The following is a 15,147-nucleotide window of genomic DNA, read 5'->3' as shown; positions in this document are numbered from 1 at the left end:
GCCGCCGGCGAGTGATCTTTAATCGCCACTACGGTCAAGTTCGCGAGTGGATATCTGACAAAAGCTGATTATGCTTCAGGAAACCTTGCAGCGATGCGAGGCGGTCAGACTGTGCAAGTTTCACGCGGGAGCAATGGCGGCATATGCCACAAGGCCAGAGTGCGACAAGCAGTAACGAGGGACTCCGGCCTACAACAATAAGCACGACGGAGAACACTCATGGCCACAATCGACACAGCATCCACCGGCAGTCCACCGCGCAGCGGCGGCATCACCAAGGAGGAGCGCAAGGTTATCTTCGCTTCGTCCCTTGGCACGGTTTTCGAGTGGTACGACTTTTACCTTTATGGCTCTCTGGCAGCGATCATCGCCAAGCACTTCTTCGCTGGCGTTAACGAAACCACCGCGTTTATCTTCGCCCTGCTTGCCTTCGCCGCCGGGTTCGCGGTGCGGCCGTTCGGGGCGATTGTGTTTGGCCGGCTCGGCGACATGATCGGGCGCAAACATACGTTTCTCATCACCATCGTGATCATGGGCGTGTCGACCGCGATAGTCGGTCTGTTGCCCGGCTACGCGACCATCGGCGTCGCCGCGCCGGTCATTCTGATCACCCTGCGCTTGCTGCAAGGCCTGGCGCTCGGCGGCGAGTATGGCGGCGCCGCGACCTACGTGGCCGAACACGCGCCGCGCAACAAGCGCGGCTTCTTCACCTCGTGGATTCAAACCACCGCGACCCTCGGCCTGTTTCTGTCGCTGCTGGTGATCCTCGCCTGCCGCACGACGCTGGGCACTGAAGCCTTCGAAGCGTGGGGCTGGCGGATTCCGTTTCTGTTGTCGATCCTGCTGCTGATCGTCTCGGTGTACATCCGCCTGCAGCTGAGCGAGTCACCGGTGTTCCAGAAAATGAAAGCTGAAGGCAAGGCGTCGAAAGCGCCGCTGACCGAATCCTTCGCGCGCTGGGACAACCTCAAAGTGGTGATCATGTCATTGCTCGGCGGCACGGCCGGGCAAGCGGTGGTCTGGTACACCGGGCAGTTCTACGCGTTGTTCTTCCTGCTGCAGACGCTGAAGATCGACCCGCAAACCGCCAACCTGTTGATCGCCGGTTCGCTGCTGATCGGCACGCCGTTCTTCGTGATTTTCGGCAGCCTTTCCGACCGGATCGGGCGCAAGCCGATCATCATGGTCGGGTGCATGCTGGCGGCGCTGACGTACTTCCCGATCTTCCACGCGCTGACCCAGTACGGTAACCCTGATGTGTTTATCGCCCAGGAGAAGAACCCGGTCAAAGTGATCGCCAACCCGGATCAGTGCTCGTTCCAGTTCGACCCGGTGGGCAAGGCCAAATTCACCAGTTCCTGCGACCTGGCGAAGACCCTGCTGGCAAAACGGGCGATCCCGTATGAGAACGTGATTGCCGAGCCGGGCACCGTCGCACAAGTGCGCATCGGCGATAAAGTCGTCGAGAGTTTCGAAGGCAGCGCCCTGCCGGCCGCCGACTTCAAGACCCGCAACGATGCGTTCACCGCGACCCTCGGCACCGCGCTCAAGGAAGCCGGTTATCCGGAGAAAGCCGACCCGGCGAAAACCAACTACCCAATGGTATTGCTCCTGCTGACCGTGCTGGTGATCTACGTGACCATGGTTTATGGCCCGATTGCCGCGTGGCTGGTCGAGCTGTTCCCGACCCGCATCCGCTATACCTCGATGTCGCTGCCGTATCACATCGGTAACGGCTGGTTTGGTGGCTTCCTGCCGACGGTGGCGTTTGCCATGGTCGCCGCGACCGGGGATATCTACTACGGCTTGTGGTATCCGATCGTGATTGCGGTGATGACAGCGATACTGGGCACGTTCTTCCTGCCGGAAACCAAGGATCGCGACATTCTCAAGGATTGAACCCGATGCGTCGCCCTCCCCGTCAGTGGAGGGCGACGCGCAGGTTTCAACGCAGCAACCAGCGCGCCGTCAGCCTAGCGCTCAACGGCAGCATCCAGTAGACCATGTTGAAAGAGATCAACCCGGCCACCACCACTTTGAACAGCCATGCTGGCCATTGCAGGTTCGCCACCTCCAGCAGCGCCGCCAATCCCCAGGGCATGCTCACCGACAGCGGCAAAACGATCAGCCATGACAATACCCACTGCTTCCAACGGGCCCCCGAAGGGCTGCTCATCGTTGCTGTCGCCGGAGTACCGCGCGCTGATAGATGCGATCCCGCGCCAGTGTCATTGGATCGGCACTGAGGCTGATGCCGTCAAGCAAACGTCCCGGACTGAAGGCCAACTGCTGCTGGGCGCCGAACTGCGCATCGGCCGGCGCCAGTGAGTCGAGGCTGAAAATGCCCAACTCGACCTCCTGATGCTGACGCGACCACGCAACGGAGCCGTCTTCGATAGCATCCTCCGCTGACGCCAATTGCAACACCAGACGCAGCGTCAGCGATCCTTTGGCCAGTTGCTCTGCCATTTCCGACTGCAAGTAATCCGCCGGCTTCGCCGCTGCCTCGGCGTCACTCAATAGCGGCTGCATGAGCAGTGGCTCGATACGGTAACGGCCGATTGTTTCAACGCCCCGATGATTACTGAATACCAGAGCATTGACCGCGAAGTACTCGAGCCCCGCATAACTGCGCGGCGCCGGTTTCGGTGCATCGAGGAAAGCCCGCGCCCGTGGATGACTCGCCAGAAAGCTGTGCAGGGGCAGCGGATCGGGAGGTGTGGCGACATTAGCGGCAATGCCTTGCAGGAAGATCAGAAAATCTTCGGGCGTGGCCACCGGAAAGCCGTCGAACGAGTGCGTCACGATATCGGTGACCTCGCCGCCGGCCAGGGTAAACCGAACTGCCAGACCACGCGGGCTGGCCAGCGGATCTCCGTCAGCGGTGGCGGGTACGCCACTGAAGTTGGAGAACCGCAGTACCACCGGCACCGTTTGCCCCTGCAAATGCGCAGCCCGGCTGAGGGTGCTGGCGTTCGGCGAAGCCTTGAATGTACCGTTTACCAACAGGCCTTTGGCATGGGTCGCACGAAACCCCGGATGACGGCCGAAGGTGGCATTGAGCGCATCGAGCAAAGCGTCGTACAACGGCTCTGGGGCCATCGTGTCATTCCTTGTGTCGTTGGCAGACAAGGCTGAGGAAGATGCCAGCGTCCCGGCCAGCACGGCGCCGATCAGCAAGCGTTGCAAGCACACGGCATTCATGCCTGACGCAGACCGGGATTGAGTGCGATGTGTTTGTACTCGATGAAATCATCCATGGCCGCCACACCGTTAAGCCTGCCCTGCCCCGATTGCTTACAGCCACCCTCTTCGAATTCGTCGAACACCATGGCCCAATCGTTGATCCAGACGGTACCGACCTCCAACTCGTGGGCAACGCGTAACGAGCGATCGACATCACGGGTCCAGACGCTGGCCGCCAGACCGAACTCGCTGTTATTGGCCAACTCGATTGCCTCGGCTTCGCTGTCGAATACCTGCAAGGTCAGCACCGGCCCGAAGGTCTCTTGCTGGACAATAGCCATGTTTGGATCACTGACACGCAAGAATGTCGGTCGATAAAACGCGCCTTTAGCCAGTGGCCCTTCCACGACCGGCCCACCGCGCACAATCACTTGCGCTCCATCGACAATTGCCTGCTCGACCACTTGATTGACCCGTTGCACATTGGCTTTGTCGATCAACGGCCCCATTTCACTGGCCGGATTTGCTGCGGGCCCCACGCGCACGGCCTCAAGAACGGCCGCCAGACGATCAGTCAGTGCCTTGGCAATATCGCGCTGCACCAGCAGTCGCGAACCGGTCATGCAGAACTGGCCGGCGAACACCGTCAAAGCTTTGAGCAGCACCGGAACGGCCGCCTCGAGATCGGCATCGTTGAACACCAGCATCGGCGTTTTACCGCCCAGTTCCAGACCAAAACGCTTGAGGTGTTGCGCCCCTGCCGCCGAGATCGCCCGGCCAGTGCCGGTACTGCCGGTAAAACTGATCACCGGCACCTTTGGCGACTCGACCAGATGTATAGACCCCGCCGCGCCCGCTTCGCTGAATAGATTGATCACACCGCGCGGCAGTGACCGCGCCTCGCTCATGATGCGTGCGACCAATGCATTGGTCTGGGCGGTCTGCCCCGGCATTTTGATCACAGTTGTACAACCGGCGGCCAACGCCGGTGCCAGCGAACGAATCATCAACACCACCGGTGAATTCCACGGCACGATGATGCCTGCCACACCGACAGCCTGGCGCAATACAAGGGAAATCCGCCCCGGTGTCGGCTCCGCTGCGCGCCCATACTCGGTACGCGCCAACGCCGCGTAATAACGCAACTTGGACGGCACCATGCGCACTTCAAATTCCGCTTGCGGACGGATCTTGCCGTTTTCCAGCGCCAGTGTGTCAATCAACGCTTCGGCGTTACGTTCGAAGGCCTCCGCCAGCTCCAGCAGCACCGTGCCACGCAGGGCGCGATCGTCTTTCCAAGAGGACTGCGCAAACGAACGCAGGGCAGCTTCAATGCCCCGTTGCGCGGTATCCGCGCTCCCCTCGGCATAACAACCAATCTGCTCATACGTCGCGGGGTCAATCGAGTCTTTGTAAATACCGGAATCGTGCCATTGGCCATCGATCCAATTCAAAACGGGAGTGTTGTTCATAGCAGTATCGTCCTGACAATTAGGCGTAAAGCGCGGCGATTTTTTCCGCAAAAGCAATCACAGTGATGTTGGTGGCTACCGACGGCACATCGGGGAAGATCGACGCATCGACCACGCGCAGCCCGTGCAGACCAAGGACCCGGGCCTGCAAATCCACCACGGCATGCTTGTCACCGGGCACACCCATCGGAGCGGTTGAAGTTGGATGGTGATAGGTGTCCAGGCTCGCCCGGACGCTGGCCAACAGCGCTTCGTCCGACGCAACCCCCGCCCCCGGATTGAGTTCGCTGTGAATCAGGGCGTTCAACGGTGTTGTGCCACCGATCCTGCGGGCCAGGCGAATGCCGTCGAGCAGGCGCTGACGGTCCTCGGGTTCGGCGAGAAAATTCAGATCGATGATCGGCGCTGTAAGCGGATCGCGACTGGCCAGAGTGAGCGTGCCTCGGGACCGTGGCCGCGTGAGCGCAACCGCCAGCACGAAGCCGATGTTGGTCGGGCTCTGTTCGTGGGGAAACAGGTGCGTCGCAGTGATGTGCAGGTCCAGATCGCCGGACTCCGCGCTGCGGCTGTGGGACCAGAGTTTGGCGCCGATGGCCGGGGATTGACGGCCAATCAAGCGTGGATTGGCCGCGTAGGCGTTGTAGTAAAACGGATGATCCTGCAGTTGTTGGCCGACTGGCAGCGTTGCCACCACGGGAATCTGCAATGCCCGCAGATCGGCATCCGGACCAACGCCGGAACGCAGCAGAATCGCCGCACTGCCATAGCTGCCCGCGCTAAGAATGACCTCAGCGGCGCGCAGTTGCGTGCCGTCGCTCAATTGCACTCCGATCGCGCGTTGACCGTCGAACAAGACCTTATCCACCAGGCTGTCAGGGCGGATGTGTAAGTTGCCACGAGTGCGCACCTCATCGTTGAGGTAGGCCATACCGGTGTTGATGCGCACACCGTCGACGACGTTCATCGGGTACGGACCAACCCCGTTGGCATCGGCGCCATCAAAGTCGTCGATGATTTTATAGCCGTAGGAGAAAGTCGCCTGAATAAATGCCCGCTGCATTGGCGTGACATCCAGATGGCTCAGTTGCTGTACCGGAAGCGGCCCGGCATGCCCGTGCAAAGCACTGTCACCACGGCTGTGGCTTTCCAGTTTCCTGAAAAACGGCAGCAGGTCTTCATAGCCCCAGCCCGGCAGATTCCAGCGCGCGAAATCACTGGGCCGTGCCCGGATCGCCACGGCACCATTGATCGCAGAGCTGCCGCCCAACACTTTGCCGCGCACGGCGCCAATCGGATGCTCGATGTAGCCCGCCCGGGTTTTGTAACCCCACTCGAACTGCGGGTTGCCATTGGCACCGACAATGTCGCTGTTGGCGACAATGTCTGGATAGTCGTTCACGGCAAAACTGTTGCCTGCTTCCAGCAGCACGACCTGGCGCTGGCTGTTCTCGCTCAGACGCCGCGCCAACACTGCACCAGCCGAACCGCCACCGACGATCAGTACGTCGACGGTATCAAGGGTGTTCTTCATGCATTTCTTCCCTGTCAGACGCAGGAGTGGCGTCTGTTGGGAACAAGCATATGGAAGGACTCACACGCTCATAAGCAGGCAAAAACCGAATCGGGGTTTCGTTAATTCCGAACGACTCACTGCCTTTGGCGAGCATGCTCGGCAAGCTGCTTTTCCCACGCGGGTGGACTGCCGATCTGCTCACTGAGAAAGCTGATCAGCGCCTGCAGTTTCGGTGAAGCGCGCAGGGATTGCCGATACACCGCCGAGATATTTCCGCCGCGCGGTGCATACGCTGGCAACACCTCTTGCAGTTCGCCAGCGACCATCGGCTGCGCGGCAAGAAACGTCGGCAGAATCGCCAGGCCCATGCCGGCCTTGGCCGCTTCCATGAGTTGATGGGCATTGTTGGTGCGCAGGCGACAGCGCACGCGAAACGACTCCAGCGTGTTGTTCACCGGCAGCGTCCACATGCCATGGGGCTCGCGATTGACATAGAGCATGGCGAAATGGCGGGACAGTTCCTGCGGCGTCTGTGGTGTACCGTGAGCAGCGAGATAGTCGGGGCTGGCGCAAATGACGTGGCGGTTGGCGGTGATGTTTTTCGCCACCAATGAAGAATCAGGCAGCTCACCAATACGGATTGCGGCGTCGTAGCGCTCTTCGTGCAGATTGACATACCGATCGTCGAATTCGACATCCAGTTGCAATTGCGGGTAACGCACCGCGAATGACGACAGGATCGGCGTCAGATAGCGAATGCTGAACGCCATCGGTGCAGCCAGCCGCAGGTTGCCACGCAAGCTCGACTGGGAGGCTTGTACAGCGTCTTCGGCATTTTCGACTTCAGCCAGAATGCGCACGCAGTAGCGATAAAACACCTCGCCCGAATCAGTCAGGCGCGCCTGCCGTCCGCGTTCCAACAGAATACTGCCCAAGCGTTTTTCCAGGTTTTGCAGACGTTGGCTGACCATCGATTTAGCCATCCCTAAACGGCGTGCGGCTTCGGAAATACTTCCGGTGTCGACCACCATGACGAAAGCATGCATCTCACAGAGTTTGTTCACGTAGTTAATCCAAAGAAATCGCACAGGCCTGCGCAACCGGCGCGCAGATCTCGGGGGTGGTTCAGGCTATTACAAAGCGTGGTTTGAGAGTGTCAGCCAACTTGGCCATCATGCTGACGATCGGCTTGAAATTGATCAGCGGGGCCACGCCAGCCTGGACATTCAACGTCGGCAATCTAAAACCCCGCTGACCCATCGCGGTAGTCGCAAAAACGGACTGGTGTTTCCCATACAAGGGACGATCCGCCTTGTATAGTTAGCGCCTTCTGACTGAATGGATTACGACCGTGCTGGATCTCAATGACCTTCAGTACTTCGTCATGGTGGTGGATCATGGCGGTTTCGCGCAGACCGCCCGCGCCTTGGGCATTCCCAAGTCCAATCTGAGCCGACGCATCGCCCAGCTCGAAGAGCGCCTCGGTGTGCGCCTGATCATCCGCAACACCCGCCACTTCACAGTCACGGAGCTGGGGCAAACCTATTACGAGCGTTGCCGTGCGATGCTCAAGGAAGCCGAAGCCGCAGAGGCCGCGATCGCCCTGACTCACGCCGAGCCGGGCGGCGTGCTGCGCGTTACCTGTCCATCCGTACTGCTGGAAGAGTGCGTGGGCGCAATCATCACGCGTTTCATGGCTATCCACCCGCGCATGGAGGTGCATCTGGAGGCGACTGATCGTCAGGTCGATGTGGTCGCCGAGGGTGTCGATCTGGCGTTACGGGTACGCCCGCCGCCCCTGCAGGACTCCGAGTTGGTCAGCCGCGTCATGTCCCAGCGGCCACAGTGTCTGGTTGCGAGCCCCGGACTGCTGAGTCGTCTGGGCACGCCGAGCGCACCAGAAGATCTGGCCCGGTTCCCCAGTGTTCATCATGGCAGTCCGCAACGCGATTACAGCTGGACTCTGTTTCATCAGGACGGTTCGGAATTCACCCTCCAGCATCGCCCGAACCTGATTACCAAAGGCCTGCCGATGCTGCGCTGCGCGGCGATCGACAGCGTTGGCGTTGCGCAGATGCCAATGTCGTTGGTACACGACTTCATTGAGCGAGGGGAACTGATCGTGGTCCTGCCTGACTGGGCGCCGAGAACTGAAATGATTCATGCAGTGTTTGCGACCCGGCACGGGATGCTGCCGTCTTCGCGCTTGCTGATTGATTTCATGCTGGAGCAATTCAGATTGCTCGATGATCCGCTGCGCGGCATGCGCAAGCCGCCATTGGTTTGATGCCCCGCAAAAATATCGAACGCCCACCGCAACGGCACCTCCAATGTTTACATCACTGGAGGTCAGCACCATGAATAGCGATGACAGCAAAATCCAGAACGCCCCGCCCACCGACACCTCCGGCAAACCGGTGAATGTGGTCAAGCGCGATCTTGAAGACAGGGACGATGACACCGAAGCCGTTGATGAGGTCATCACGCCTTCGTCTAACCGCGTAAAGGAGCAGGACGCCGAGACGCTGCAACGCAAGATCGATGAGATCGAACGAAAAGTGGCCGATGGCAACTAGGCCGCGTTGGGAGCGGATGGAGTTCATCCGCTCCCGCAGCGCATTGAGCTCACGCCGGTTGGAACGTCGATTCGAGCAGATGACCGCCGATGAACTGACCGTTCTGCACCTGAAGCAGTACCTGACGATCGGATTGATCGAACAGTGAGCGGTGCAGTTGCCTGGCGTTGATCGGGCCATTTTTCAGATCATTGTCGAGCGCCGCCAGTTGCGATTTGAAGCGTTGCAAGTTGTCGGCACTGCCACTGAAAAACAGCGTGTTGCTTAACTCCATCTGGGCACTGTAAATCTGCTGGTTCGCCGCAGCGGTCACGGTCAGGCGCTGCAGATTGTCCAGCACTTTCGCCGCTTCGGTGCGGTAGCGTGCCAATGGTTTTTCCATGTGCAGCAAGGCGTAAGCGACCACGCGCAACTGCGTGACTTGCAGATAGCTTTGAACCCAAATGTCCATCCGCGACAGACTTTCAAGCAAAGCCACCCGGGAGGAGTCGGCGTTGAACAGCTTGCCTGTTTCGACGGCCTTCGCCTTGTCCACCTCTTTGTTCATCTCCCGCTCGAAATACGTCTCCAAGGCCACCAGGTCGACCTGGCGGTTTTCCAGTTGCATCAGCGCAGCCGCATCAATGCCTTCCTGTGGATAGTGATCAAGCAGGCTTTGCACGTAACCCACCAGCCCGGTCAAATCATCACGGCGCAGGTTGATCAGGTCTTCTTGCACTTCATCCAGCTGGCGCTTGATGGCGGAAAGTTTCTCATTGATATCGTGCAGGTGTTTCTGCCCGACCGCCGACGAGACGGCATTCCATAGCGCACCACTGAGCATAATGTTTTGCAGGTTGTCGGGGCTGAACAAGTGCGCATTTTCCTTGATACGCCCGCTTTCGGTGACGAAGGCACGCACCGCACCTTCTTGATCCTTGGCTTTGGTCAACGTCTCAAATGGCAGACTGCACACAACGTAGTTGCCGTTTTGCAACTCGGCCAGCGCCGCCAGGCCCGGGACATTGGACAGCAATGGGTTGAGTGCGCTGAGTTGCCCGGCGGGAATGGCACTGCCGGTGATGACCGGCGCGCGGTCGAACACACTGATCTTCATTAACGTACCGCCCGCCTCATCGGCCAGCACCATGTCCTGCAGCGCCGCGCCCTGCCCGGCCAGCGTTGCAGGATTGGCCAGTTTTGGCGCAACGGGCGCTTGTGCATCCGCTTCCTGACGCAAACGGATCCAGCCCATCTGCGCCACGAACGGCACGGTGACCCGATACGCCTCTGCCGCCGCGCTTTGCGCCCCGATGCCTGCCGTGACCAACAATCCCAGCGGGTTCAAACGCAGGCCGGTGGAAACAGCGGTGAACAACGCTGCACTACCGCCAGCCGACAAGCCCATGATCGTACCGCTCGCACCAAGTCCCAAGGCCGATGCCAGCGAGAACGTACCGGACAAGACTTTGATGTGCGTGCTGCGTTCGTGCCGTTGCGCAGCAGGCATTTCACGCCATTCGGCACCAAACAGGGCCAGCGCAATTTCCCGCTCCTTCTGCGCCAGTGGCTTGTCCGCAGGGCTCTTGCCGTTCAGCTTCTTGTACACGTCGTCAACGATTTCGCTGTAGGCCACCGCAGTACGGCCGAGTGCGCGGCGCGCGAGGTTCATTGCCGAATTGCCGCCGAACTGCTGCAATTCATGGCCCAGCAGTGCAAGCAGTGGTGCGGAGTATCGATCGGCACGGGGATCATGTTTGGCCAGAATCAACTGTTTCTTGCACTCGGCGTCCAGACCCGCCCGGCCTCGGCCGAAATCGCTGATCACGTCCACCAATACATCGATTTCCTCGGCGCTGGCAGCCTGCATCTGCGCCAGTAACGTCTCATCGCACACCCATTGTTCCTTCAACATTGCCTCTCCTGCACTAAACAATCGGCTCGAATACCGGTAAATCATCGCTCAGAGCGAGCGCGCCATCAAAAAGATATCACAGTAGATATTGCAGAAAGGGTCTGACAGACCAAAGTCTTAACGTGCAGCACATCGCGCAGCCGCAATCAGGTAATCGTGAATACGTTGGCCGTTTCGTCCTGCGACGCACCTTTGGCACACTGCCTATGAGCGGAGAAACTGTTGACTCATTCTGTCGTCAGCGTCGCCAGCGCCAGGGCATTGCCCAGTGCTGCGCCGCTGGCGGTGTTGTCGAAAATACACCAGGTCGTGGCACCTGCAGCGGTCGCTGACAGCAAGGCGTGTGCGAGGTGTTGCAGATAAGGTGAATCGTAGGCGCTGTGGTAAATGCGCGGTGAGCCGTGCAGGCGCCAATACTGTGTTCCCGCCCAGCCACCTGGCGAAATATCACGGCTGATGCGCGAAGGATCGACTGCTGCTTGGGCGATCCGGTGAGTCATTAATATAGGCTCGGCGCTGACCCACGATTCATGCCTTGGCTCAAGCACCACCGCGCCGGAGAAGCGCTCGCGCAATGTCGTGAAAAAGGTTTCGGCGCTGGCGGCGTCAAACGCCAGCGAAGGTGGTAACTGCACCAGCAAGCAGCCCAAGCGTTCGCCCAGACCGCCGCATTCAGCCAGAAACCTGTCCAGCGCCGCCTCGCAACCTGCCAGGCGTAATTCATGGGTGATGTATTTGGGCATTTTCACCGAAAAACGGAAGGCCTCCGGTACGCCATCGGCCCAACGCTCATAGGTTTGCCGGCGATGCGGGCGGTAGAACGAGCTGTTGATTTCCACGCCGTTGAGTCGCGCGGCGTAGCGCTGCAAATGCGTGCCCTCTACCGGAAATACCGGCCAGTGCTCGCGTCCCAGACTCCAGCCTGCACAGCCGATGAAAATCAAAAGTACACCTGCGGGTTTCTCCTGCCTGATCGTTCCTACGCTCTGCGTGGGAATGCCTCAAGGGACGCTCCGTGTCCAGTGACGCGGAGCGTCACGGGCTGCATTACCACGCAGAGCGTGGGAACGATCAAACCTGTGCGTTTACCGATTATTTTTTGCCGGGCAGCACCGCGCCGAGCACCTGTTTGGCGGTTTGCACGATCACCCCGGCTTCATCCGGATCGCCCTTGAGCAACGTCGTGGCGAATTTCTTCGCCTGCTCAAGCTTGATGTGCGGCGGCAAGGGCGGCACGTTCGGGTCGGTCTTGAACTCGATCACCACCGGCACTTCCGAGGCCAATGCCTTTTCCCACGCAGCGGCGACGTCTTCTTCGCGATCGACAAAGATGCCTTTCAGGCCAATGGAAATGGCGAACAAGTGGTAAGGCACGTCCGGGATACTTTGCGACGCTTCGAACTTCGGATCGCCCTCCATCACCCGCTGCTCCCACGTGACCTGATTAAGATCCTCGTTGTTGAACACCGCGCAGATCCATTTCGGACTCGCCCATTGCCGCCAATATTTGGCGACGGTGATCAGTTCGGCCATGTTGTTCATCTGCATTGCTCCATCGCCCACCAGCGCAATCACTGAACGCTCGGGATAAGCAAACTTGGCGGCAATCGCGTAAGGCACTGCGGCGCCCATGGACGCCAGGCCACCGGACAACGAGCACTGCATGCCACAGCGGATTTTCAGGTCACGGGCGAACCAGTTGGCGCAGGAGCCAGAGTCGCTGGTGATGATGGCCTCATCGGGCAAGCGTGGCGACAGCTCATAGACCACCCGTTGCGGGTTGACCGGGTCGGCTTTGGCCATGGCGCGTCTTTCGAGGGTTTTCTCCCAACTGCTGCGCCAACCTTCGATTTTCTTGCGCCACTTGTTGGAGGTTTTCTGTTCGAGCAGTGGCAATAACGCGGCGAGGGTTTCCGCCGAGTCGCCGACCAGATTGACCTCCATCGGATAACGCAGGCTGAGCATGTCCGGCTGCAAATCGATCTGCACGCCGCGCGCCTGGCCTTCTTTGGGCAGAAACTCCGAATACGGAAAACCCGAACCGATCATCAGTAAAGTGTCGCATTCGCTCATCAGTTTGTAGCTCGGTTCGGTGCCGAGCAGGCCGATGCTACCGGTGACCCAAGGCAGATCATCGGGCAGCGCGGCTTTGCCCAATAATGCCTTGGCGACGCCGGCACCGAGTTTCTCCGCCACGGCGATGACTTGATCCGTCGCCTGCAATGCCCCGGCGCCAACCAGAATGGCGACCTTCTCGCCCGCATTCAAAACATCGGCGGCACGCTGCAGATCCTCGTCATAAGGCAGCACTTTGGGTTTCGTGTAACCCACCCCGGAATGCGCGGTGCCATGGGCGCGAGCCGGTGCTTCATACTTCAGTTCCTGCAAATCGTTGGGCAGAATCAGCGCGGTCACCCGGCGTTCTCCCACGGCCGTGCGCACGGCCCGATCGAGCAAATGCCGCACCTGCGAAGGCGCCGAGGCCTGCTGCACAAATGCCCCGGCGACATCCTTGAACATCGACACCAGATCAAGCTCTTGCTGATAGTGACTGCCCAGTGCCGTGCGTGCCTGCTGACCGACGATGGCGAGCACCGGCATGTGGTCCATGCGCGCGTCATAGAGGCCGGTGATCAGGTGCGAGGCGCCGGGGCCGGAAGTGGCGATGCACACACCCAGCTCGCCGGTGAACTTGGCGTGTGCCGAGGCCATGAACGCGGCCATTTCTTCATGCCGCGCCTGAACGAATTCGATTTTGCCCTTGGCCCGACTCAGCGCGCCGAACACGCCGTTGATCCCGTCGCCCGGATAACCAAAAATTCGCGTAACGCCCCATTCACTGAGCCGCTCAACCAGAAAATCTCCCACTGTCATCGTCATCTCGATCCTCGTCTTTCTCCGCTGCATGGAGCTGCCCCGGCAGAACATCCGCCGAGAGGTCTAAGGGTCTGGACAGTTGGGTTGTTGGCGAAGTTTCGATTCGTTTCCTCAGGCCAATCCTTGTTTGTTTTTCTGAGTCCCCCACAAGACCTGTCGATCGGTGGTGAGGCCATTCGCGAGCAGGCTCGCTCCCGCAGGGAATTGAGTTGCAAATGTGGGAGCGAGCCTGCTCGCGAAGGCGCCAGAACAGTCACTGCTGAGGCGGGGCCTTTCAACGATGCGGATGCACCGTGAACGCCACCAGTTTGATCACGATCGGCCGCACGACCAGGATGCACAGGAACGCCACCGGCATCGCCAACTTATAGGCGTGCAAGGCATTACTCAGGTAGTTGTTATCAATGCCCGAATTGGCAGCGGTGATCACCAACGACATCAGGAATGCCATGATCGTCGCCATGTACAACGCAAACACATACGGCGTGGCGCGCGGCGACAGCTTGCGTCGGCTAAGGATCAGTGCTTCGGAGCTTGTTGGTTGATTCATAAGGCGTTTCCATCCATTGACAGGGAGACCGCACGTTAGCAAAGCCGGTCTGCCGCAACTAGACGCTCAGCCGCAGGTACTTTATAAAGCAGAACTTACGAATCAACCCACGACGGGACGATGAATGAATCTGTTAGCGGCGATTGCCAGTTTTATCAAAGTGGTCGAAGCCGGCTCGATTGTCGGCGCCGCCAAGACCCTCGGCGTCAGTGCGGCAGCGGTCAGCCAAACGCTCAATCGGCTAGAAGCACACCTCGGTGTACGGCTGTTGCAACGCACCACGCGCAGCATGGCACTGACCGAAAACGGCGCGGTGTACTACGAGAAAGTCCGCCGGATTGCGGCGGATCTGGAATCGGCGCAAAGCTTGATCAGCAGCGATGAAACCGAGTTGCAGGGCCGGCTGAGCATCGCCTCGACATCTGCTTTTGGCCGCCATGTGCTGGCGTCGCTGATTGCCGGCTTCACCGCACAGCACCCGCGCCTGCTCATCGAACTGTCGACCACCAATGGCAAGATCAACCACATTCAGGACGGTATCGACCTGAGCCTGCGGATCAAGCCGCAACTGGAGGACGGCATCGTCGCGCGCAAGATCGTTTCGCTGCCCTTCATCATGTGCGCCGCGCCGGCCTATCTTCAGCGCGCCGGGTGGCCGCAATCGCCGGATGATTTGCAAAACCATGCCTGCCTGGCCTTTCGTTATCCACTGGACGGGCGTTTTCTGCGCTGGAGCTTTATCCGCGACGGGCAGCGTTTCGACGCCAATATCAACGCCACCGCCATCAGTGATGACATTGATGCACTGGCGCAAATGGCGGTTCACGGCGCCGGGGTCACCCGGCTGGCGGAGTTTGTCGCAGCGCCTTATCTGGCGAGCGGGCAATTGGTGCCGCTGTTTGAACACAGCGACGCCACCCACTCCGTTGTCGAGCCGATGGACATCTACGCCTGCGTGCAGGAACGTGCGGCGATGACGCCGAAGGTCAAAGCCTTTCTGGATTATTTGACAGCGCATCTAGCCACGCGCTGGCCGATGGAAAATGTTTAAGATTCTGGGTTCAAAGAGGCTCGCTGAA

General features: G+C 59.6%; 13 protein-coding genes. 4 read left to right on the top strand and 9 right to left on the bottom strand.

What is annotated here, in order from left to right:
• Positions 1-219: 219 nt before the first annotated feature.
• Positions 220-1,899: an MFS transporter gene (locus ACOYXH_RS10190; protein WP_460410635.1), complete on the top strand. Its 1,680-nt coding sequence runs from the start codon at positions 220-222 to the stop codon at positions 1,897-1,899.
• A 46-nt stretch (positions 1,900-1,945) separates the two neighbouring features.
• Here ACOYXH_RS10190 and ACOYXH_RS10185 read toward each other — a convergent pair whose 3' ends face one another.
• The 5 genes from ACOYXH_RS10185 to ACOYXH_RS10165 all read right to left on the bottom strand — a co-directional run bounded on the left by ACOYXH_RS10185 (position 1,946) and on the right by ACOYXH_RS10165 (position 7,235).
• Positions 1,946-2,176, bottom strand: coding sequence for a hypothetical protein (locus ACOYXH_RS10185; RefSeq protein WP_095049973.1), 231 nt, complete (start codon positions 2,174-2,176; stop codon positions 1,946-1,948).
• Positions 2,173-3,204, bottom strand: coding sequence for a catalase family peroxidase (locus ACOYXH_RS10180; protein ID WP_245398052.1), 1,032 nt, complete (start codon positions 3,202-3,204; stop codon positions 2,173-2,175). The genes ACOYXH_RS10185 and ACOYXH_RS10180 overlap by 4 nt, the downstream gene beginning before the upstream one ends.
• On the bottom strand, positions 3,201-4,658 hold the full coding sequence (locus ACOYXH_RS10175) for an aldehyde dehydrogenase family protein (protein ID WP_095126550.1): 1,458 nt from the start codon (positions 4,656-4,658) through the stop codon (positions 3,201-3,203). The genes ACOYXH_RS10180 and ACOYXH_RS10175 overlap by 4 nt, the downstream gene beginning before the upstream one ends.
• A 19-nt stretch (positions 4,659-4,677) precedes the next feature.
• On the bottom strand, positions 4,678-6,189 hold the full coding sequence (locus ACOYXH_RS10170) for a GMC family oxidoreductase (protein WP_460064367.1): 1,512 nt from the start codon (positions 6,187-6,189) through the stop codon (positions 4,678-4,680).
• Positions 6,190-6,305: 116 nt separating this feature from the next.
• Positions 6,306-7,235, bottom strand: coding sequence for a LysR family transcriptional regulator (locus ACOYXH_RS10165; RefSeq protein ID WP_095049969.1), 930 nt, complete (start codon positions 7,233-7,235; stop codon positions 6,306-6,308).
• Between the two features lie 287 nt (positions 7,236-7,522).
• Here ACOYXH_RS10165 and ACOYXH_RS10160 point away from each other — a divergent pair, with 287 nt between their 5' ends.
• Positions 7,523-8,458 (top strand): LysR substrate-binding domain-containing protein, encoded by a 936-nt coding sequence (locus tag ACOYXH_RS10160; protein WP_095049968.1) that lies wholly within the window; start codon positions 7,523-7,525, stop codon positions 8,456-8,458.
• 70 nt (positions 8,459-8,528) lie between these two features.
• Positions 8,529-8,747 (top strand): hypothetical protein, encoded by a 219-nt coding sequence (locus ACOYXH_RS10155; protein WP_095049967.1) that lies wholly within the window; start codon positions 8,529-8,531, stop codon positions 8,745-8,747.
• Between the two features lie 49 nt (positions 8,748-8,796).
• Here ACOYXH_RS10155 and ACOYXH_RS10150 read toward each other — a convergent pair whose 3' ends face one another.
• The 4 genes from ACOYXH_RS10150 to ACOYXH_RS10135 all read right to left on the bottom strand — a co-directional run bounded on the left by ACOYXH_RS10150 (position 8,797) and on the right by ACOYXH_RS10135 (position 14,068).
• Entirely contained in the window at positions 8,797-10,641 is a 1,845-nt protein-coding gene (locus tag ACOYXH_RS10150; protein ID WP_449122928.1) for a hypothetical protein, read from the bottom strand.
• A gap of 227 nt (positions 10,642-10,868) precedes the next feature.
• The gene (locus ACOYXH_RS10145; RefSeq protein WP_460410633.1) at positions 10,869-11,585 is read right to left on the bottom strand and encodes a DUF72 domain-containing protein; all 717 of its coding nucleotides are present in this window, start codon (positions 11,583-11,585) and stop codon (positions 10,869-10,871) included.
• Positions 11,586-11,733: 148 nt separating this feature from the next.
• Positions 11,734-13,521 (bottom strand): thiamine pyrophosphate-requiring protein, encoded by a 1,788-nt coding sequence (locus ACOYXH_RS10140; protein ID WP_460410632.1) that lies wholly within the window; start codon positions 13,519-13,521, stop codon positions 11,734-11,736.
• Positions 13,522-13,792: 271 nt separating this feature from the next.
• On the bottom strand, positions 13,793-14,068 hold the full coding sequence (locus ACOYXH_RS10135; RefSeq protein ID WP_095049963.1) for a DUF2798 domain-containing protein: 276 nt from the start codon (positions 14,066-14,068) through the stop codon (positions 13,793-13,795).
• Positions 14,069-14,192: 124 nt separating this feature from the next.
• Between ACOYXH_RS10135 and ACOYXH_RS10130 the strand changes: the two genes are divergently transcribed.
• Positions 14,193-15,119 carry a LysR family transcriptional regulator gene (locus tag ACOYXH_RS10130; protein ID WP_095049962.1) on the top strand — a complete coding sequence of 309 codons (927 nt, stop codon included), beginning with the start codon at positions 14,193-14,195 and terminating at the stop codon, positions 15,117-15,119.
• The last annotated feature ends 28 nt before the right edge of the window (positions 15,120-15,147 follow it).

This window comes from Pseudomonas sp. Mb7 (assembly GCF_054790525.1).
This window is presented reverse-complemented; position numbering and strand designations above follow the sequence as displayed.

Coding starts and splice junctions, on each gene's coding strand:
- ACOYXH_RS10130 (WP_095049962.1), top strand. CDS start 14,193: ATGAATCTGTTAGCGGCGATTGCCAGTTTTATCAAAGTGGTCGAAGCC.
- ACOYXH_RS10170 (WP_460064367.1), bottom strand. CDS start 6,189: ATGAAGAACACCCTTGATACCGTCGACGTACTGATCGTCGGTGGCGGT.
- ACOYXH_RS10185 (WP_095049973.1), bottom strand. CDS start 2,176: ATGAGCAGCCCTTCGGGGGCCCGTTGGAAGCAGTGGGTATTGTCATGG.
- ACOYXH_RS10180 (WP_245398052.1), bottom strand. CDS start 3,204: ATGAATGCCGTGTGCTTGCAACGCTTGCTGATCGGCGCCGTGCTGGCC.
- ACOYXH_RS10155 (WP_095049967.1), top strand. CDS start 8,529: ATGAATAGCGATGACAGCAAAATCCAGAACGCCCCGCCCACCGACACC.
- ACOYXH_RS10135 (WP_095049963.1), bottom strand. CDS start 14,068: ATGAATCAACCAACAAGCTCCGAAGCACTGATCCTTAGCCGACGCAAG.
- ACOYXH_RS10140 (WP_460410632.1), bottom strand. CDS start 13,521: ATGACGATGACAGTGGGAGATTTTCTGGTTGAGCGGCTCAGTGAATGG.
- ACOYXH_RS10190 (WP_460410635.1), top strand. CDS start 220: ATGGCCACAATCGACACAGCATCCACCGGCAGTCCACCGCGCAGCGGC.
- ACOYXH_RS10175 (WP_095126550.1), bottom strand. CDS start 4,658: ATGAACAACACTCCCGTTTTGAATTGGATCGATGGCCAATGGCACGAT.
- ACOYXH_RS10150 (WP_449122928.1), bottom strand. CDS start 10,641: ATGTTGAAGGAACAATGGGTGTGCGATGAGACGTTACTGGCGCAGATG.